Below are 21,222 nucleotides of genomic sequence, written 5' to 3'. Positions count from 1 at the left end.
TATTCCCGGCCGTCCCCGGTCGCCTCCCGCGCGGAGGCGTGGATCGAAACAATGATCTGCTACGTCAGCCGGCCGAGGTGGGAGCGTCGCCTCCCGCGCGGAGGCGTGGATCGAAACTGCGATTTGCGACCGATACCATCCACGCCCCTCAAAGTCGCCTCCCGCGCGGAGGCGTGGATCGAAACCGGCTCTACAAGGGCGGCCAGAGCCTCATGGGCGCGTCGCCTCCCGCGCGGAGGCGTGGATCGAAACGGGAGCGGTTGCCGCCTATGAGATCGCGGTCAAGTCGCCTCCCGCGCGGAGGCGTGGATCGAAACGGGCGTGACCTACCGGATGTGGCGGTGCCTGAGGCGTCGCCTCCCGCGCGGAGGCGTGGATCGAAACAGCGCCGACCGGCAGAAGGTGGAGGATGCGCTGTGGTCGCCTCCCGCGCGGAGGCGTGGATCGAAACGAGCACCTCGGGTGCCAGATGACGGTGACCCGCAAGTCGCCTCCCGCGCGGAGGCGTGGATCGAAACTGATCCTCAGGTGTAAGCGCCCCATTTGCGCCGCGTCGCCTCCCGCGCGGAGGCGTGGATCGAAACGTGGCGCGCTGTCGGTGGCCGACCACGGTGCTGGTCGCCTCCCGCGCGGAGGCGTGGATCGAAACTCGAGGTCAACCCTGACCTCATCCTAGATGGTGAGGTCGCCTCCCGCGCGGAGGCGTGGATCGAAACGAGAAGGCAAAGGCGAGCCTCTCCCATTATGTCGGGTCGCCTCCCGCGCGGAGGCGTGGATCGAAACAGCGTGTCCGCCAGCACGTCATTGAGGTTCTTCGGTCGCCTCCCGCGCGGAGGCGTGGATCGAAACAGCCGGGGCGGTGACGCGGACGGGCGCGAGCATGGGTCGCCTCCCGCGCGGAGGCGTGGATCGAAACCCGCGCAGTGTCGTGGAGCAAGCTCACGAGAAGCGGTCGCCTCCCGCGCGGAGGCGAGGATCGAAACACGGAATAGACCAGGTCGATGAGCTTGTCGGAGCCGGGTCGCCTCCCGCGCGGAGGCGTGGATCGAAACATGACAGTGGAAGGCGATCCAGGGCGCGGCAAGACTGTCGCCTCCCGCGCGGAGGCGTGGATCGAAACCGTTTCTCCAGTGGAGCCGTGAAAGCGACGACCTGTCGCCTCCCGCGCGGAGGCGTGGATCGAAACTGATACGGTTCGATTGACGGTGGCATTGGAGAGCGCCGCCTCCCGCGCGGAGGCGTGGATCGAAACAGCATGTGGTCGCGCAGGATGGACCACCCGTTTTGTCGCCTCCCACGCGGAGGCGTGGATCGAAACACGATGATCTCGCCATCGCCGTTCCAGGCCACGAAGTCGCCTCCCGTGCGGAGGTGTAGATGGAAGCCCCGCTCTCTTGCCCGCCTTTCGGGGGGCTCCTCCGTCACTGCCGCCGTCCCGCCATGGCCGAGGGCATGTGTCCACGGCCGGGGCCCGTTGAGTTGAATTTGCCGCAGTGGGGTCTTATGCGTGGAGCCCATGGATGCCCCAGCCACCGAAAAACCCTTGAATTCCCTGCCCTGCCGCCGGCCCCCTTCCGGCAAGGCGGCGCCGTTCCTGCCCATGAGCCGCGCCGAGATGACGGCGCTCGGCTGGGACGCGTGCGACATCGTGCTGGTGACGGGCGACGCCTATGTGGATCATCCCAGCTTCGGCATGGCCATCATCGGCCGGCTGCTGGAAGCCCAGGGCTTTCGGGTCGGCATCATCGCGCAGCCCGATTGGCAGTCGGCCGAGCCGTTCAAGGTGCTGGGCCGGCCGAAGCTGTTCTTCGGCGTCACCGGCGGCAACCTGGACTCCATGGTCAACCGCTACACGGCGGACCGCCGGCTGCGCCATGACGACGCCTACACGCCCGACGGGGAAGGCGGCCGGCGGCCGGACCGCTCCACCATCGTCTACACGCAGCGCTGCCGCGAGGCGTTCAAGGACGTGCCGATCGTGCTCGGCGGCATCGAGGCCTCGCTGCGGCGCATCGCCCATTACGACTACTGGTCCGACAAGGTGCGCCGCTCCATCCTGGCGGACGCCAAGGCGGACCTGCTGGTCTACGGCAATGCCGAGCGCGCCATCATCGAGGTGGCGAACCGGATCGCCGCCGGCGAACCGCCGCGCGATCTCGATTCCATCCGCGGCGTCGCACTGTTCCGCCGGGTGCCGGAGCATTACACGGAGCTCCACGCCGACGATCTCGACGCCGCCGATGAGGGCGCGGCCCGCCGCCCCGGCGATGTCGTGATCCGGCTGCCGGCCTACGAGCAGGTGGAGCAGGATCCTGAGGCCTATGCCCGCGCCTCGCGCGTGCTGCACCGCGAGAGCAACCCCGGCAACGCCCGCCCGCTGGTCCAGCGCCACGGCGACCGCGACCTGTGGCTGAACCCGCCGCCCATCCCGCTGACCAGCCCGGAGATGGATTCGGTCTACGACCTGCCCTACGCCCGCGCGCCGCACCCTTCCTACGGCGAGGCGAAGATCCCCGCCTGGGACATGATCAAGTTCTCGGTGACCATCATGCGCGGCTGCTTCGGCGGCTGCACCTTCTGCTCCATCACCGAGCACGAGGGGCGCATCATCCAGAACCGCTCGGAAGGATCGATCCTGCGCGAGATCGAGCTGATCCGGGACAAGACGCCGGGCTTCACGGGGGTGATCTCGGACATCGGCGGGCCCACCGCCAACATGTACCGGATGGCATGCAAGGACCCCAAGATCGAAGCCGCGTGCCGGCGGCCGTCCTGCGTCTTCCCCGACATCTGCCCAAACCTGAACACCTCCCACGACGACCTGATCCGGCTCTATCGCAAGGTGCGCGAGGTGGAGGGCGTCAAGAAGGTGATGGTCGCCTCCGGCGTGCGCTACGATCTCGCGGTGAAGAGCCCCGAATACATCAAGGAGCTGGTGACCCATCACGTGGGCGGCTACCTGAAGATCGCGCCCGAACACACCGAGCGCGGCCCGCTCGACAAGATGATGAAGCCGGGCATCGGCACCTACGATCGCTTCAAGGAGATGTTCGACGCGGCGGTGAAGCAGGCAGGCAAGAAATACTATCTCATTCCGTATTTCATCGCCGCGCACCCGGGCACGACCGACGAGGACATGATGAACCTCGCGCTCTGGCTCAAGAAGAACCGCTACCGCGCCGATCAGGTGCAGACCTTCCTGCCCTCTCCCATGGCCACGGCCACCACCATGTACCACACCGGCGTCAATCCGCTGCGCGGCGTGCGGCATGGGGCGAGCGACAGGGTGGTGACGGCGAAGGGGCTGCGGCAGCGCCGGCTGCACAAGGCGTTCCTGCGCTACCATGACCCCGACAACTGGCCACTGCTGCGCGAGGCCCTGAAGCAGATGGGCCGCGCCGACCTCATCGGCCCGCGCCCCGACCAGCTCGTGCCGGCGCACCAGCCGCCCGGCACCGGCAAGGCCGCCGGCACGCCGCGCCCCGTGCGCCGCACGGGCGGGACGCAGCGCTTCACGACGAAGGGCGTGCCCCTGAAAAAGTGAGCGGGCCGCGCGGCCTCCACCCGGCTCCGCGCAGAGAACCCCGCGCCAGGACTTACGCGGCCGAGGGCGTCTCCTCGGCCGCCGGCGCGGCGTCGCGCTGCATGACGGCGGCGAAGAAGCCATCCGTGTCATGCCGCGCGGGCGTCAGCGCCAGATAGTCCGGATGCGCCGACCCCGTGAGCTGCGGCGCGACCTCGCTGAGCGGCACCACATGGAAAGCGGGGTGCGCCGCGAGGAACGCCGCCACCTGCTCCTCGTTCTCTTCGGCCAGCATGGAGCAGGTGGCATAGACCAGCCGCCCGCCGGGCTTCACGAGCCGCGCCGCGCTCGCAAGAATGCGGGCCTGAAGCGGCAGGAGGTTTTCAAGTCCCGGTCCCAGCACGCGCCAGCGCGCGTCGGGATTGCGCCGCCAGGTGCCGGTGCCGCTGCAGGGCGCATCCACCAGCACCCGATCGAAGCCCCCCTTGTGGCGCTTCACCCAGCGGTCCGTCTCGCTGGCCAGGGGCCTGGTCTCGATATTGTGGAGCCCCGCCCGCCGGAAGCGTTCGGCGGCGCGCTTCAAGCGCGTGGCGAGGACATCGCAGGCGATCACATGGCCCTTGTTCGCCATCTGCGCGGCGATGGCCAGGGTTTTGCCGCCGGCTCCGGCGCAGAAATCCACCACCCGCTCGCCCGGCCGCGCGTCCACCACCATGGCGACGAGCTGCGAGCCCTCGTCCTGGATCTCGACCTCCCCGCTTTTGAGCATGGTCAGGCGCGCCAGCGAGGGGCGCTCATTCACGCGAATGCCATAGGGCGCCATGGACGACACCTCGGCCTTCAGGCCAAGGTCCCGCAGCGCCTGCAGCATGGCCTCGCGCGTGGCCTTGATCGGGTTGACGCGCAGATCGAGCGGGGCCGGCGTCAGAAGCCCAGCCATCTCAAGCCCGAAGGAATCCTGGAAACGGCGCCGCAAGGGCTCAGCAGCCCAGGATGGACACTCGAAACGCACGTCGTCCGGCATCGCCGGGTGGTCGATGGCGCAGCCCTGCAGCTTCACCAGCAGCGCGCGCTCGTGGTCCTTCAGGACGGCAGGCGCGAATTTTCCACCGTTGAACAAGCCCTGCACCTGATCCGGCGCCTTGCCCCAATCGAGCACGAGCCACGCCAGCAGCCGGTTGCGCGGCGTATCCGGGCGGCCGTGCCGCGCCAGCCACCAGCCCAGCCGCGCGTGGTGCCGCAGCAGCGCGTAGAGCAGATCGGAAATACGGCCACGATCCGTCTCGCTGAGATAGCGGCGGGCCCGGAACCACGCCGACACGACAGCATCAGCGGGGCGGGCCACGCTGTCGACTTCATGCATCAGATCGAGAAGGGCTTGCAGGCGCGCGGCAGGGTTCACGGGGAGGCGATCAGGCTGGGAAAAGGGGCGGCACCATAGAGGACAGCGCGGCTTTTGACCATTGCGCGCAGTCGGCCCAGGTTCTCCCTTGCAGGGTGCCGCCATGTGGAAGCTCACCCATCCAATCCGCACGGTGGAGGAAGCCCGCGAGGCGTCGGCAAGGGACATCGGTGGCTTCGCGCGCGGTGCCGGCCACCTTGGGCGGTAGGGTGCACAGGCGGCGGGCGCTCCGCCGACGTCCCACCGCGCTCCCTGGCGGGCCTTCCGCCATGGCCTTGATGGCCCCGCCAGAACGTGCGGACGCAAAACAGTTCAAGCGCTCCCCTCCTCCGCCCCGCGCTGTCGCATGATCCGCCCCGGCTGCGGCCGGTCCGCCATGCGTCCCCGAAGGTGCCGGATGGAGAATTCCGCCTGCTCAACCGTGGGAAGTACCTCCACACGCCCTGGGAAATGGCCTCTCCGAATCTGCTGGGCTAGGATATAAAAGAATACCGTCCAGGGGATGGTGCACGAACGGGGGACAGGATGCTCGGCAGGGGAAGCCGGCAGTCGGGCATGTCGCGCCCTCGCGACAACTCGGCGACGCCGTTTTGCGTTTTTGGCGCGCGCATCCGCCCTGTGGCGTCACCTGCCTCACCTGCCGGACGAAACCCCAGCATCACGGCCCGCAGCCCGTGGGCGAAGCGGCACGAGGCTTGAGATGGCGGGCACCACCGTTTTCGCGCCGAGCCCGGCGCGCGTGATCCGCCGTCGAACCCTGGCGCTGCTGTCGGGTTCGGCCCTGGCTGTCGCAGCGCCCCACGCCTTCGCGCAGAGTGTTCTCCCCAGCGGCGGCTCGGTGGTTTCCGGCCGCGCGGCAATCTCGTCGCCCTCTGCCGGAAGTCTCCTCATCACCCAGTCGTCGCGCAACGCCATCATCAACTGGGGCTCCTTCTCCCTCGGCGCGGGCACCGACGTGCGCTTCGAGAACGGCACCGGCGCCACCCTCAACCGCGTCACCGGCCTTTCCCCCTCCCAGATCGACGGCAGCCTTTCCGCCTCCGGCAGCCTTTATCTCGTCAATCCCAACGGCATCACCGTCGGCCCCACCGGGCAGGTGACCACCGGCGGCAGCTTTGTCGCCTCCACCCATGACGTCTCCAACGCCGCGTTCAACGCCGGCGGAACCATGACCTTCCGCGGATCGAGCCCCGCGAGCGTGATCAATTACGGCACCATCGGCGCGCTGGGCGGCGACGTGGCGCTGATCGCCCGCGAGGTCGAAAACGCCGGCACCATCACCGCACCCAATGGCACGGTGGGCCTCGCGGCGGGCTATGAGGTGCTGGTGCGCGACGCCGCCCTCTCCGACGGCAAGTTCGTGGTGAAGGTGGGCGGCGCCGACACCAAGGCCAAGACATCCGGCGTCATCAAGGCGGCGGAAGTGGAGCTGAAGGCCAACGGCGGCAATGTCTATGCGCTGGCCGGCAACACGGGCAGCATCACCAAGGCGACCGGCGTCGCCAACAGGGGCGGACGTATCTTCCTGACCGCGGGCGACGGCGGCACGGTCAATGTCAGCCAGAAAGTTGCGGCGCGGGCAGCAGCGTCCAACGGCAAGGCGAAGGGCGGCCAGATCCGGGTTTCCGGCGGTACGGCAAAGGTGTCAGCCCCTCTGGACGTGGCGGGCGAGGGCGACGCGGGCGGCACCATCGTGGTGACGGGCCGGAACATCACGCTCGCCTCCGGCGCGAACCTCGACGCCTCGGGCACGACCGGCGGCCTCGTGCTGGTGGGTGGCGACTATCAGGGCGGCTATGACGCCACCACCAAATATCTCGCCGAGGACGTGGCCACCGCGCAGACCACGACGGTGGAGGCTGGCGCGACGATCCGCGCCGACGGCACGGCGGGGGCGGGCGGCCGGGTGGTGGTGTGGGCCGATGATACGACCACGTTCAACGGCCGCATTTCGGCGACCGGTGCCGGCACGGCCGCGGGCGGGCAGGTGGAGACCTCGGGCCATAACCTGCTTCTGGGCGACAACCTGATTGTTTCGACGCTCTCCGAGCAGGGTACCACCGGCACCTGGCTCATCGACCCCTACAATGTGACCATCTCATCATCGAGCAGCAACCTAATCCAGGTCGATGTAGGGTCGTCTTCCTGGGTCGTAAGTCCGCAGGCCAGTGGTGCGAATATTCGCAACACGACCTTGAATGATTATCTTTCCCAAACCAACGTTACCATCACGACGAATGGGGCAGGCTCGGAGGCAGGCAACATCAGCGTCGATGCGGATGTCTTCTGGTCGACGGCCAGGACACTCACCTTGCTTGCCGATGCGAGCACGGGCGGCATCTTCATCAACGCCAACATCACCGGCAGCAATGCCGGGAGCGCGCTCGTCCTCAGCGCGGGCTCCGGCGGCATCAACCAGTCCGGCGGCTCGGTCATCCAGGTGGGGATGCTGACGGCAACGGCGGCCAATGGCGGTTCGGTTTCGCTGACGCATAGCGGCAATCTGGTGGGGACTCTTGGCGCGTCGAGCGCGGCCGGGTCGTTTGCCTTCACCAATGGCCAGTCCCTGACGGTGTCGGGGCCGATCACCAGCAATGGCTCGCTGCAGATCTCCACCACGTCCGGTGATCTGACAATCAACGGCGTCCTGTCGAACGCCTCCGCCAATGCGTTTTACACGCTGTCGGCGGCGGGGGCGCTGACGATCAGCAAGGATGTGACGCTCAGCGGCGCTGATGCGTTGCTCGGACTTGCCTATGGTACCAGTTATGCCCTCACCAACGGCGCGCGGGTGTCCTTGCCGGACAGTGGTGCCTCGCTCGCCATCGGTGGCCAGTCCTACACGCTGATCCATGACGTCGCCGGCCTACAGGCGGTTGGCACGTCCGGCTATTACGCGTTGGGGAACGACATCGACGCCTCGGCGACCACCAGTTGGAACAGCGGCGCGGGCTTTGCTCCGCTGGGCACGCTTGCAACGCCGTTCACGGGGACCTTTACCGGCCTCGGGCATTTCATCGACAGCCTGACCATCAATCGTTCCACGTCGGGCAATGTCGGGTTGTTCAGCGCGACGAACAGCAATGCGGTCCTGCGGGATTTTACCCTGTCCAACGTCAACATCACCGGTTACGAAATTGTTGGCGCCGTGGTTGGCCAGGGTATCTCGTCGACCCTGAGCAACATTCATGTTTCCGGAAGCGTCGCCGCACTTCGGGTCGGCGGGGGTGTTGGGGGTGTAATCAGCCAGTCGACCCTGTCGAATATTTCCTCGTCGGCCTCGGTGGCGTCGACCTCTTCGGGTTATGCCTTTGGTGGCCTCGTGGGGGATATCGAGGGGATCACGACGATCTCGGACAGCTATTCGACGGGTGCAGTCAGCGGCGGGGACTACGTCGGAGGGTTGATCGGCTTTGTGTCGTATGCGCTGACGATGACCAATGTCTATGCCAGCGGCCAGGTCACGGGTTCAAGCGACGTCGGGGGGCTGATCGGCCATGTGCTTGGCAGCACCATCACCCTGACCAATGCCTATTGGGATTCACATTCCACGGGACAGTCGTCCGTGGTCGGAAACATCGTAGGCGGCGGATCCCTGGTGTCGAGCAATGTCCTCGACATCTCCGGCGCGCCGCGTTCGCAGAGCAGCTACACCGGTTTCGATTTCACCAACACCTGGGTGATGATCGAAGGCGAGACGCGGCCCATGCTGCGCAGTGAATATTCAACGGTGATCGCCACCCCGGCGGCGTTGCAACTCATGTCGCTGGACCTTGGCGCCGGCTACACGCTGGGCGCCAATTTGAACATGACAAGCGCCCTCGCCGTGGGCAGCAATGGCTATTATGGCGGGCTCTGGGGGGCGTCTGGCTTCGTGCCGCTGGGCGACAGCAGCACGCGTTTCACGGGCGGCTTCAATGGCCTGGGGCACACCATCACCGGCCTCGCCATCAATCGCGGCGGCACCGATTATGTCGGCCTGTTCGGCTACACGAGCGGCGCCACCATCAGCAACGTGACGCTCTCTGGCGGCAGCATCACCGGCAATGACGACGTGGGAACGCTCATCGGCTACATGCTGGGCGGCTCGGTGTCCGCCGCCTCGGCCAGCGCGACGGTGTCCGGCCAGAGCACGACCGAAGCCAATACCGGCGGCCTCATCGGCGCCGTCAATGGCGGCACCGTCAGCGGATCGTCGGCAAGCGGCAGCGTGACCGGCGCCGGATACCAAATCGGCGGCCTCGTGGGCTATCTCAGCAATGACGGCAGCATCACCCAGTCCTATGCTACCGGCACCGTCACGGGCACGGCCACAGGCGACGGCTATGGCTATATCGGCGGCCTCGTGGGCGCCAACGGCTATTCCGGTGATGGCGGCACCATCTCGCAATCCTACGCGACGGGAACGGTCACCGGCAGCTCAGGCCCGATCGGCGGCTTCGTGGGCCACAATGAGGGGACGATCACCGATTCCTATGCCACCGGCCGCGTGATCGGGCTTGGAACGGCCGCGAACGTCGGCGGGTTCGTGGGCGTGAACTTCGTCAACGGCACGATCACCAGCGCCTATTCGACGGGATATGTGACCGGCTCCTCGGGAGTCGGCGGCTTCGCCGGCTATAATAACAATTCCGGCTCCGCCATCACCCATACCTACTGGGACATGCAGACCAGTGGCCAGGCGACTGGCATCGCAGGTGGCACTGGCTCAATCACCGGCCTCACCACCGCCCAGTTGCAGGGCCGCCTGCCAGCCGGTTTCTCCGCGTCCGTCTGGGGAACCGGAACGAACCTCTACCCCTATTTCACCTGGCGCTATCCCACGACGCCGGTGGCCATTTCCGGCGTTGCCTATAGTGACGCAGGCACAACCGTGCTGGCGGGATCAACGGTGACGGCGGTGTCCGGCGGAAACGCCTTGGGCAGCGCCGGGTCGGGCGCGAATGGCTATTACTACATCCTCGCGCCGGCCTCGGCGCTTACCTCCGGCAGCGTGCTGACCTATCTCGACAACGGCAGCGCCAAGGGCGCGGCCATATCCGACGTGGTCGGCACCAATGGCATCCAGAACGCCGCCCTGTATGCCGGCGCGGCGCACGTCATCACCGACGAGACCGCCCTTTCCGCCACATTGACGCAATACATTGCGGCGCGCGGTTCCTATGCGGACACGGACCTCTCGTTCCTGAATGCGGCAACGTTTGCGCCACTGACCACGACGGCCGGCTATGGCGTCTATCTCGATGCGAGCACCGCAAATTACACCATCGACGGCAATCTGAGTTCGTCCGGTCTGCTCTCGCTCGACAGCGGTGGTGCTTTCACCGTCTCGGGAAGCCTGGCGCTCGCCGCGGCCGGAGATCTCCATGTTGCCGATTCCGTGTCCTGGACGGGCGCGTACACGTTGCGCCTCAACGCCTCGGGCGGCGGCAATGTGACGGTGGATGGAGACATCAACGGGTCTGCGGGCATCCTTTACGGGATCACCACGAGTGGCGGCAACATTACGTTCGGTGGCGCCGTCAATGTGGGCACGGGAAACCTGGTCATTTCCACGACCGGCACCGCCACCGCGCTGGGGGCGGTGAACGTCGGCGCATTCAATCTGGGCGCCGGCACGTGGCGTCAGGTCTCCGCGACGCTGGCCTCGTTCAGCGCCGCCAATTTCGTCCTGGGCACCAACGCCACCTTCCTGCGGGCCACGGGGGGCGACGGCACCTCGGCGACGCCGTACCAGATCGTGGACGTGTACGGTCTGCAGGGCCTCGCCTCCACCAGCCTGCTGACGCAGAACTTCATCCTGGCGGCGGACATCGATGCCAGCGGAACCTCGGGCTGGAATTCCGGCGCCGGCTTCCGCTCCATCGGCTCTGCGACCACCGCCTTCACCGGCAGTCTCGCCGGCGCTGGCCATACCATCAGCGGCCTCCTGGTCAATCGGCCGACCCTTTCGGCGGGCCTGTTCGGCGTCATCGGCGTGGGCGGCAGCGTGAGCAATCTGACGCTCTCCGGCTCGGTGGCCGGCCTCAATGCGGGCCTGCTCGTCGGCGCCAATGCGGGCACCCTCAGCAATGTCATCACCTCCGGCACAGTGGGCAATACGGGCGCGGCAAGCACCGGGTCGCTGGGCGGCGTCGCCGGCACCAACACCGGCACCATCACCGGCTCGTCCTCCTCGGCGACGGTGACCACCGCCGATGCCAGCGCCGCGGGCGGCCTCGTCGGCACCAATAGCGGCACGGTGAGCAGCTCCTATGCACAGGGCGCGGTGACCGTGGGCGCGGACGGCCGTTCCGGCGGCCTCGTGGGCTACAATTCCGCCGGGACCATCAGCGGCTCCTTCGCCACGGGCACGGTTACGGCGGGCTTCGGCATCACCGGCACCGCCGGCGGTTTGGTGGGCGTCAACTCGGCCAGCATCACCAACAGCTATGCCACCGGCGCCATCATTGGCGGCGCCACCTCCGGCGGCCTCGCGGGCGTGAACAGCGGCACGGTGGCGAACAGCTATGCCACCGGCGCCCTGCCGTCCGACGCCGCGCCCTATGGCGGCCTCATCGGCAACAATTCCGGCACGGTCACCGCGAGCTTCTGGGACACCACCGCCTCGGGCACCGGCCTCGGCGTGGGGGTGGGCTCTGCCACCGGCGTCACCGGCCTCGCCTCCACTGAGATGACCTCTCTCGCCGCCTTCGCCGCCGCCGGCTGGAATGTGGACGACGCGGGCGGCACGGGAACGGTGTGGCGCATCTATGAGGGATTCACCGCGCCGCTGCTGCGCGGCTTCATGACCGGACTGACGATAACCGGCGGTTCCGGCACAAAGACCTATGACGGCTCCGCCGTCTCGACGGATGTGGGCACGCTGGTCTACAACCCGCCAGGCTATACGGCCGCCCTTGTTTCCGGCACAGCCGCCTACACCGCCTCCAGCGCCGATGTGGGCACCTATTCCGGCGCGGATCTGAAGCTCTCGGGCCTGTATTCGAGCCAGTTCGGCTACGACATCTCCTTCGTCTCCGGCGCGCTGCTCGTCACCAAGGCGGCACTCACCGTGACCGCCAGCGACGACACCAAGGCCTATGATGGCGCGGCTTATTCCGGCGGGAACGGCGTGACCTACAGCGGCTTCGTGGGAAGCGACACGGCGGCGAGCCTCGGCGGCACGCTCGCCTACGGCGGCACGTCCCAAGGGGCGGTGAATGCGGGCGGTTATTCCATCATCGCCTCGGGCCTGACCTCCGCCAACTACAGCATCGCTTACGCACCGGGCACGCTGACAGTCTCTCCGGCGGCGATCACGGTGACGGCGCACGCCCAGACCATGCGCTATGGCGACACGGTTCCGACACTCACCTACGGGCTCACCAGCGGGACGCTGTATGGCGGCGACATCCTGACTGGGGCGCTCGCCAGCAGCGCCTCGTCCGCATCGGGGGTCGGCACTTACGCGATCACCCGGGGCACGCTCGCGGCCTCGGCCAATTATGCGCTGACCTATGTCGGTGCGAACATCGCTGTTACGCCTCGGCCAATCATCGTCGCCGCCGACGCCAAGGCGATGATCTATGGCGATGCTGTGCCGGTGCTGACCTATGTGGTTGGCGGCGCGGGCCTCGTAAACGGCGATACGCTTTCCGGAACGCTGGAGACCGCCGCCTCGTCCGCCGCGAACGTGGGGACCTATGCCATCACCCAGGGCTCGCTCGCGGCCTCGGCCAATTATGCGCTGAGCTATGTGGGCACGACTGTCACCATCACGCCGCGTCCCGTCACCATCGCGGCCGACGTGCAGAGCATGGTCTATGGCAACGTGCTGCCGGAGTTGACCTACACCGTTGGCGGCGCTGGCCTCGTGAACGGCGATACCCTCTCCGGGGCTCTGGCGACGGCGGCCTCGTCCGCCGCGAACGTGGGGGCCTATGCCATCACCCAGGGCACGCTCGCGGCCTCGGACAATTATGCGCTGACCTATGCAGGGGCAACGGTGGCGGTCGGCACGCGCCCGCTGGTGGTGACCGCCGACAGCCAGAGCCGGCGCGTGGGTGCGGAGAACCCGGTCTTCACCTACAGTCTGGGCGGTCTTGGCCTCGTCAATGGCGATATGCTCACCGGCGCTCTCGCAAGCCCTGCGAACGGCAATTCCGCGGCCGGGCGCTACCCCATCCTGCAGGGTAGCCTTTCTGCGTCCGCAAACTATGCCTTGGCCTATGTACCCGGCATCCTGACGGTGGTCGGCACCAGCACGCCGGCGCAGGCCCGGCCGGATTTCGTGGAGACGAGCGCGCCCGACCAGTATGTGGAAACGCTCGACACCCGGGACCTGGTCTTCTTCCTGGACCACACACAGCCGGAGGAGCAGCAGTTGGCCGCGTGTGGCGGTTCCTCATCGGGCGCTCCATGCACCCTCGCGCCGGTGCCGGACAATCTGCCGACCGGTCCCTGGCTGCGCTTCGGGGGGCGTTGAGGCGATGGCCATTTCAGCACGCAGGGCGAAGAAGCTCGGCTCCCTCGGCATACTGGCGCTCGGCGGCATGTCCCTGAGCGGCGCGCCGGCGCTCGCGCAGGTGATCGCGCCGGTGGAGCGCAATCTGCCGCCGGTGATGTCCGGCCAGGGGCGCCTCGTCATCGGGCCGAAAGATCTTGGCGGCAGCCCCGACGACACCTCCCTCGGTGTCACCCTCTCCGGCATCAGCCTCATCGGGCCGAAGGAGAGCGTCGCCCGCAATGCGGGCCAGGGCATCCGCATCGGCGCCATCGGCGAGGTGGACCGCGCTGCCCTCCAGCAGGCGCTCTCTCCTTTCCTTGGCCAGCCCCTGTCGCGCAAGCGCATCTCCGACATCCAGGCAGCCATCGCCAAGGTCTACCGGGCCGCCGGCTATCCCTTCGTCTCCGTCACCCTGCCGCCTCAGGAGGTCACCGGGGGCGTCCTCACGCTGCGAGTGGTGGAGTTCCGCACGGGCGCGGTGAAGGTGTCGGGCGCGGAGCCCGGCACCGAGGCCGGCCTCGCGGGCCGCGTGCGCGCGGCACCGGGCCAGCGCATCGCCGCCGACGCCCTGGAGGAAGACCTCGCCTGGCTCAACCGCTATCCCTATCGTTCGGTCAACGGCGTCTTCGCGCCGGGCGATGAGCTGGGCCTCTCGACCCTCACCCTGGAGGTGACGCCGCAGAAGCCGTGGCAGGTGTTCGCCGGCTGGTCCAACACCGGCACCCACACCACCGGCTTCGATCGCTATTATGCGGGCTTCGGCGCCGCAGTGTTCGGCGTGCCGGAGAGCTTCCTGTCCTATCAGGTCACCGGCAGCCCCAATTTCTGGAGCGATCCCGCCGCGGTGGGCACGGGGCCGGAACAGCCGAGCTATTACAGCCAGGCCGCGCGCTTCGTCGTCTCCACCGGGGCGCGCCAGGGCATCGAGATCGTTCCCAACTATGTGGCCACCCGCCAAAACGGCGCCGCCGGCCTCTTCGCCTATGACAACACCACACTGGAAATCCCGGTCTATTACCGTACCGCGATCTCCAATCTCGCACCCGGCCTCTATGCCGGCGACCTGATCCTTGGCGCCACCGGCAAGACGGTGTCGCGCACCAGCTATTTCACGGGCGAAGACATCGGCGGGGCGAACGCGGATCTTTTCGAGCTGATCGCCGGCTGGTCCATCTCCCGTTCGGACCCCTACGGCACCACGAGCCTCGACCTCAAGCTCATCGGCAATCCGGGTGGCGTGATCGGCGGCAACACCAGCGCGCGCTGGAGCATCTACAGCGGCGGGCGCGTCACCGACGTGACCTATGTCTACGGCACGGGCGACCTCAACCGGGCGACACGGCTGCCGGCCGGCTTCAGCTGGGTGAGCGACCTCTTCGGGACGGCTGCGGGCCAGCCCTTGCCGGACACCGAGCAGCTGAGCCTCGGCGGCCTTTACGCGACACGCGGCTACACCCTGGACGACGCCACGGTGGATACCGGCCTGGTGTGGCGCAACGAGCTGCGCACCCCCACCTTCGCCCTCCTTTCGGCCATGGGCGTGCCTGGGGTCACCGACCAGGCGTCCCCCTTTGCCTTCGTGGACGTCGGCTGGGGCCGGACCTATAGCTATGAGGGCGTGCTCGGGCCGGTGGCGCAGAACGACTATTCGCTGGCGGGCATCGGCCTTGGCGTGGACTACACGCTGGGCCGCAATTTCACCGCCACCCTCGTCGGCGGCGTCGCCCTCACCGACGCCACCTATACCCAGGCCGGCGACTTCACCTTCCAGGCGCGGCTCTACGCCAGCTATTGAAGACGAGCGGCGGAAGGCATAGCACCGCTCGAGGTGCCGTCCGGGGGGGGGACCGCGCCTTCCGGATCGGTCTCTGCCGACCGCCAGCGGCCCTCGGCGCGGTCCGATGCGCTGGCGTGTGCCATCATCGCTGTCATGCGCGATCGAAGGGCAGCAACTGGGACGTTTCTGCCATTCCCGACGCAGACCAGCCCCACTCGCACTAAGCAGATTGAATACGCCAGTTATCGCACAATATTTCGAGAAGTTTCTGCTGACGCGCCCCAACTATATCCGGCGTCCACTCCTTCTGCGCCATCACCTGACTGGCTAATGCATATGAAGAAACATTTTTTGAGCCGGAAAAATATATGCTGCACTTCTGCTCGAACTCGTAATTCTGCGCAGATGAATTCTTTTTCTTATTCAGCGGTACTAGATTTGCGAGCTTATGCACCCACACCTTGCGCTCAGCGGCGTCCGGCCACCACCTCGTCCATTCGCTATTCGGCGGCACCGTCTGCGGCAGCACGTGCTCGATCGTCAGGGCCGAGGGGTCGTAGCTTGCAGCGCCGTCCGAGATGAAGGAATCGAGCCGCAAGATCAAATAGTTGCGCCGGCGCGGCGTCAGTTCATAGATGTTCCCATCCAGCGCATCGCGAAACGCTTCGTGATCCTCATGCGTGAATTCGAATTGCGTCATATCGTCAGGCTCGGCACCCGACTGTATATCGTCGATCAGTTTCGCATAGGCCTCGATGCGGTCGTTCACGTTCCAGCGACAGATGTGCATATAGGCAGCAAGGCGCTCGAGCAGCTCGAAGAAGCGCGCCACCCGCTCTGGCTTGTTCTTCTGCTCTTTGAGGTAAAGCACAGCTGGCGGAATCCAGTCAGAATTGTCGATTCTCTGAAGCCACCTGATATAATAATTGACAGTCTCCGCATGAGATGTCGCTGAATAAGACGCGTTTCGGATCGCACCCAAGGCATCGGAAAAGGGATCGAGAACGTCGTCGATGAATATTTTCGGATCCGGATTTTTCGGAAGAACGTGAGTTCTGAACTCCTCAAGCAGTATCCGTTTCGGCTTTTCCTTAGCGTATATCATCCGAATGTAGGTGAAGAGGTCGCGGAAGCCGTCGCGTGTAAGCGCAACCTCCATCTGCTCCCATTTATCGTTATAGATTTTGCGATCGCCTTCGCTCTTCAGCTTCCCGATCGTATCGGCCTTGATAATGTCAGTCGGCTGAAGATCGAGGCCTCGGCTGTTCATCACCGAAAATACGCGAAAGGCCGATTCCTGGCTCGCCGTCGAAACAGCCACGAGATAGCATCTCGTGAGCAAAAAGGCGGCAAAGGCCCTCAGCTTCTCCGGTGTCGGCAGGGCGTCGGCGACTGCCTGGACGAAATGCCTGGCATTTGCACGAATGTTGACCTGAGATTCGTTGTCCAGCGACGACGGATCGAGCTCGATCAGTGCTGCCAACTGCAAGCCTTGGATGTATTTTGCGAAAAATTCTTTATCGCGCTCGCGCAGCGACAGTCGGGGCTTCGGTAGAATCCCTTCCATCTTTTTACCCGGCTCGAGGATGTAGGAACGCAGCTCTTCCCTGTCCTCGCCATTATTCGCGCAAGCCATCGCCGCGAGCAGGATGGTAAGTGTCGTCAGGCGCTGCTGTCCGTCGATCACCTGCGCATAAGCGCTGTCCTCGGACTTGATCAGCACGATACTGCCGAGGAAATAGCCCTCCTCCTGCTCTGCCTGGAAGAAAGCAATAAGGTCATCGAAAAGCTCGCCGGCCTGATCGATGGTCCAAGCATAGGGCCGTTGGTAGGAAGGGATGACGTACTCAAAATCGGACGAGAAAATTTTAGAAAGAGGATATTCTGCGCCGTTAATTTTTTTCGCCACGATCAGCTCCCTGCAACCTGGCAGGAACGTGCAAGTCGCCCCTGCCCCTGTCAACCGCATTCAGCCCTCGACTTGCAGACCCCCTCCGCCTTCGCCGCCACCTTCCACCCGCGGCTGACAAGCCCAAACCCAACCGCCAGAACAAACTCAACGCTGGATAGAACTTGGGGGCAACGCCAAGCGCGCCGGCCGGGACAGTCTTGCCCATGCCCGCGAGGCCGCATCGCCACCTCAACCCGCGATGTCCGCCGTGCCCTTTTCGACATCGGCTGAGACATTTCTTCTTCCAGTTCTCGTTGAACAGGTCCGAGCGCAGTAGTGGTTAAATTGACCTTGCATCAAGAGGTTTGCAGGAGCTAGTTCATCCCAAGGAATGGAGTTGCACGTCCACCGGCTTCATGGGCGCCCGAGGGGCCTTGCCGACGTAGGATTGGGCCAGTGCAGAGCGGAGGCAAGGTATGAACGAGCGAGAGCTGCGGCAGGATGTCTACGCCGCCCTGAAGGTGTTTCAGAACACGTTGCGCGTCTACATGCAAGCGACAGGCTTGGAGCCTCTTTTTCTCATCAACGGGGCGGCCCCGGCCATCCCCCATGCGCTGTTGGCCGGGTGTCGCGTGTTTCCCAGCCGCGGAGATATCATTGCCGACCTGCCCAAAGGGGGGATCGGCGTTGAAGTGGGTACACAGACGGGCCGTTTCGCGCGGACGCTGATAGACCTCGCACAGCCAAGAAAGCTATATCTCCTGGATATCAACTATACGCCGTTCCAGAGCGAGCACGTGGCCAAAGAACTGGAGGTCGGCACGGTCGAAGCGCGCAAGGGCTTGTCCTGGGAATTGCTCGCGGAGTTCGACGACAATTATTTTGATTTTGCATATATCGACGCCGGACACGGTTACGATATGGTCAGCAAGGACCTAGCTGTCGCGCTGCGCAAGGTCAAGCCAGGCGGATACATCATTTGCAATGATTTCGTTGTTTGGAGCGCCCTTGAGGCTATTCCGTATGGAGTACACAAAGCGGTGACGGAAGTCATTGCTGCGAATGGGTTTCCCGTCACTCATTTCGCTCTTCATCCTTTCGGATATTTTGATATTGGATTTCGTTTGAATTCTAAGTAATTCATCTGCAATTGTAGAGTGCTCGATGCTGGCGCTGGCCTGGGCGACGCCGGCAAAATCTGCACCAGCATCACCGAGGCTCAGCGCCCGATCCATGCAGCCAACGTGAAGATGAACCGCGCTGGATTCGTCGGAGGCTCAACGCCTTGCACCGGGCAGCGATGGGGGCTGGATCGACTTCAGCTTCTCCCTCATCTCCTGCTTTTTCAGGGCTGCGATCTCATCAGCCAGAGCCGCCAAACTGAACCGCATGATGTCACCGTCGTCCACGGCCTGAACCAGCTCCATAGCCCTGCCAGATAGGATACAGGCACCGCGCGCGCTTCCAGAGCGTCGATCGGGCCTAATGGGATGGGGATGGCGCCCTGCCCATTGGGGCACGAATCAAGATGGAACATGGAACTGAAAAGTCCATGTCGACCCACGGCGCCAGAGGTTACCAATATGTGTCGGGCGGCATGTCGAACAGGCCCCGTGACACAGAAAAATCGACAATAAAATCAATAAGTTAGATAGTGGCGGAGACGGAGGGATTCGAACCCTCGAGACCCTTTTGGGGGTCTGCTCATTTAGCAAACGAGTGCCTTCAGCCTCTCGGCCACGTCTCCCGCTCGCACTCCTATGCCGAACCAAAGACGGCTTTGCAAGGCGGCAGAGTGCGTTTTCCAGCGAAACCGTAGTTCCCGCCCTGCCCGCTCCCGGCGCACGGCCGGTCCCACAGGCCTCGGGGTGCGCCTCCGCGTATCCATTGGCAACTGCGCAAGCCGGAGACGATCAACACGTTGCACGGCGGCCGATGCGCGGGGATCAGCGGCCCCAGGGGCTCACGGCGCCTCTTTCGTCCGCAGCAGGTCTTCCACCGCCCCGGTGATGCGGGCAAAGACCTCGTCCCACTCGCCTGGCCGGCGCTGACGGAACAGCCGGAGACTCGGATAAAGAGCGGCGCGCTCTCCCGCGCGGCCCCAGCGCCAGTCGGGCACCGCCCGCAGAGCGAGGAAAGCGGCGCGCCCGCGGGCGCCGGCCAGGTGAGCGAGAGCGCTGTCACCGCTCACCACGAGGTCGAGGTGCTGCAGGATGCCGGCGGTGTCCACGAAGGTGCCGTCCGCGTCCCTGTCGGCTGCGAGACGGACGACGCCGGCGCCGAAGGGCACCGCATCGAGCTGTTCCTCGGCCGCTCCCCCCTGCAGGCTCACCAGTTCCACATCCTCCAGCGCCGCCAGGGGCGCAAAGGCGGAGAGCGGAAGCGCGCGGCCGGGGTCGGCGGCGGGCTGGGAATCGTCCTGCCAGGCGATGCCGATGCGCAGGCGCGGCGGCCGGGGCGCGGGCGGCTCCTCAGGGACCGGCTCGCCCTCGGCCACGGCGGAGGCCTCTCCCGGTGGCGGGGGCGTGCCCTCCGGCTCCTGCGGCGCGAGGGCGTCCGCCTCCGCCGGCTCGGGCTCCGGCGGGGCCGGCGGCTCCGCGAGACGCCATGTGCGCCAGCGCCCCACCCGCTCCGGATCAGCGGTGAGATAAGGCGCCTGCGGCCATTGCGCCGGATCGGGCGCCAGCAGGCCGGGCAGGCTCGCGAGCGGCACCCAGCGCAGGCCCGGCCGGGCGGAATCGAGCCCATGGAGATCGCTCACCACCCGCACCCGCGCATCGATCCGCGCCAGCAGTGGCACATGCCCCGCCTGCGTGAGAAGACGGACGCGCAGCCCCCGATCCGCCAGCACGCGCAGCAGCCGCCCGAAGTGGAGGAGATCATCCATGCCCCGCTCGCCGAGCACGACCAGCTCCTCCACCGGCTCCTTCCCATCCCAGCGCCGGAACGGCGGCAGCGGATGGATCGGAGGCAGCAGCCCGGCGCGCGCCTCGTAGAGCGCCCAGCCCTCGGCCCACCGCCCGTGGGCGAGATGCTCCGCACCGGCGAGGTAGCGGGCGGGCGGGAAGTCCGCATCCGCAGCCAGAGCGGCAGCGCGGGCAGCGGCGGCGCCTTCGGTATCGCCAAGATCGAGCTTCAGCAGTGCGACCGTCACATGGGCCGCAGCCATGGCGGGATCGAGGGCCGTAGCGGCTTCAGCATCCGCCAGCGCGGCGGAAAGGTCACCCAGGGCGCGCCGCACTTCGGCGCGCTCCTGTATCACAGCGGCGCAGGCGGGATCACGCGCCAGGGCGGTGTCGCACACCGCCAGCGCTTCCTCCGGCTCTCCCTGCTGACGCAGCGCCCGCGCGAGATGGGCCGCCAGGGAAACGCGATCGGGCGCAGCCGCCAGCGCCGCGCCGAAGGCGGCGCGGGCCGCCACCAGGTCAGCGAGGCCAAGGCAGATCTGTCCGCGCAGGAAATGGGCATCGGCCGAGCCGGGATCGAGGCGGAGGGCCTCCGCGGCCATCGCTCCCGCTTCGTCGAGGCGGCCGAGCTCAAGCAGGGTACCGGCGCGCATAAGCCAATGGCGCGGTTCCCACGGCTGCATGGCTGTCAACGCCTCGCAGTCGCGCAGCGCGTCATGGAGGTGCCCCTCACGCGCGAGGGCGGCGGCACGGTTGGCGAGCGCCTCAGCCGCGCGCGGATCGAGCGCCAACACGGCATCGAAGCGGGTCACCGCCTCCGCGTCGCGGCCCAGAGCCACCAGCACATTGCCCGCGAGATATTGGGCCTCCGCGAGGGCGGGATCCAGCGTGGCGGCGGCCTCGTAGGCCACGAGAGCCTTGTCCCAGGTTCGGCTCGCCTGGAAGGCGGCACCCAGGAGCACATGGGCCCCGGCGAGGGCGGGAAAGGCCTCGCACGCGCGGCGCGCCGCCGCCAGCGCATCCTTGAAGCGACGCGTCTGCAGCAGGGCAAACACCAGGAGCCGCTGCACCTCGAACGCCGGGGTCGCTTTCGCGAGCCGGCGGTAAATCTCTATGGCCTCGTCCAGCTTGCCCTGGCGATGCAGCTCAGTCGCCCGGCTGAAGGCAGCGCGTGCATCGGTTGACATGGCTCGGCGGCTCCAGGCGGTGCGTGTGCGCGACTGTCTTAGAGCACC

9 protein-coding genes, 1 tRNA gene and 1 CRISPR repeat array (1 of these 11 running past the window's edge) are annotated in these 21,222 nt (G+C 66.3%); of the genes, 4 read left to right on the top strand and 6 right to left on the bottom strand.

Going from position 1 to position 21,222, the window contains the following annotated elements:
- Positions 1 to 1,385: direct repeats of the CRISPR family, unit length 32 nt; unit sequence GTCGCCTCCCGCGCGGAGGCGTGGATCGAAAC; it reaches 387 nt to the left of the window's first position.
- A gap of 131 nt (positions 1,386 to 1,516) precedes the next feature.
- Positions 1,517 to 3,544, top strand: coding sequence for a YgiQ family radical SAM protein (locus V5F61_RS03100; RefSeq protein ID WP_393987295.1), 2,028 nt, complete (start codon positions 1,517 to 1,519; stop codon positions 3,542 to 3,544).
- 52 nt (positions 3,545 to 3,596) lie between these two features.
- Here the strand turns inward: V5F61_RS03100 and V5F61_RS03095 are convergent, their stop codons facing one another.
- The gene (locus V5F61_RS03095; protein WP_393987294.1) at positions 3,597 to 4,886 is read right to left on the bottom strand and encodes an RsmB/NOP family class I SAM-dependent RNA methyltransferase; all 1,290 of its coding nucleotides are present in this window, start codon (positions 4,884 to 4,886) and stop codon (positions 3,597 to 3,599) included.
- A gap of 672 nt (positions 4,887 to 5,558) precedes the next feature.
- Positions 5,559 to 5,843: a hypothetical protein gene (locus tag V5F61_RS03090; RefSeq protein WP_394104009.1), complete on the bottom strand. Its 285-nt coding sequence runs from the start codon at positions 5,841 to 5,843 to the stop codon at positions 5,559 to 5,561.
- On the opposite strand from V5F61_RS03090, the gene V5F61_RS03085 reads away from it, so the two are divergent.
- Positions 5,764 to 13,392, top strand: coding sequence for an MBG domain-containing protein (locus V5F61_RS03085; protein WP_394104008.1), 7,629 nt, complete (start codon positions 5,764 to 5,766; stop codon positions 13,390 to 13,392). The genes V5F61_RS03090 and V5F61_RS03085 overlap by 80 nt on opposite strands.
- Before the next feature lie 4 nt (positions 13,393 to 13,396).
- Positions 13,397 to 15,208, top strand: coding sequence for a ShlB/FhaC/HecB family hemolysin secretion/activation protein (locus V5F61_RS03080; protein WP_393987292.1), 1,812 nt, complete (start codon positions 13,397 to 13,399; stop codon positions 15,206 to 15,208).
- A gap of 202 nt (positions 15,209 to 15,410) precedes the next feature.
- Here V5F61_RS03080 and V5F61_RS03075 read toward each other — a convergent pair whose 3' ends face one another.
- Complete coding sequence (locus V5F61_RS03075; RefSeq protein WP_393987291.1) at positions 15,411 to 17,099, bottom strand: DUF262 domain-containing protein; 1,689 nt, start codon at positions 17,097 to 17,099, stop codon at positions 15,411 to 15,413.
- Positions 17,100 to 17,557: 458 nt separating this feature from the next.
- Between V5F61_RS03075 and V5F61_RS03070 the strand changes: the two genes are divergently transcribed.
- On the top strand, positions 17,558 to 18,220 hold the full coding sequence (locus tag V5F61_RS03070; protein ID WP_393987290.1) for a class I SAM-dependent methyltransferase: 663 nt from the start codon (positions 17,558 to 17,560) through the stop codon (positions 18,218 to 18,220).
- Between the two features lie 138 nt (positions 18,221 to 18,358).
- Here V5F61_RS03070 and V5F61_RS03065 read toward each other — a convergent pair whose 3' ends face one another.
- The 3 genes from V5F61_RS03065 to V5F61_RS03055 all read right to left on the bottom strand — a co-directional run bounded on the left by V5F61_RS03065 (position 18,359) and on the right by V5F61_RS03055 (position 21,174).
- Entirely contained in the window at positions 18,359 to 18,490 is a 132-nt protein-coding gene (locus V5F61_RS03065; RefSeq protein ID WP_394104001.1) for a hypothetical protein, read from the bottom strand.
- Positions 18,491 to 18,736: 246 nt separating this feature from the next.
- Positions 18,737 to 18,828, bottom strand: a tRNA-Ser gene (locus V5F61_RS03060).
- A gap of 216 nt (positions 18,829 to 19,044) precedes the next feature.
- Positions 19,045 to 21,174, bottom strand: a complete 2,130-nt coding sequence (locus V5F61_RS03055; RefSeq protein WP_393987288.1) for a tetratricopeptide repeat protein — start codon at positions 21,172 to 21,174, stop codon at positions 19,045 to 19,047.
- Positions 21,175 to 21,222: the final 48 nt, after the last annotated feature.

The sequence above is a fragment of the Xanthobacter sediminis genome, from assembly GCF_043195015.1.
GTDB lineage: Bacteria > Pseudomonadota > Alphaproteobacteria > Rhizobiales > Xanthobacteraceae > Xanthobacter.
Note: the sequence above shows the minus strand (reverse complement) of the source record. Positions and strands in the feature narration are given on the sequence as shown.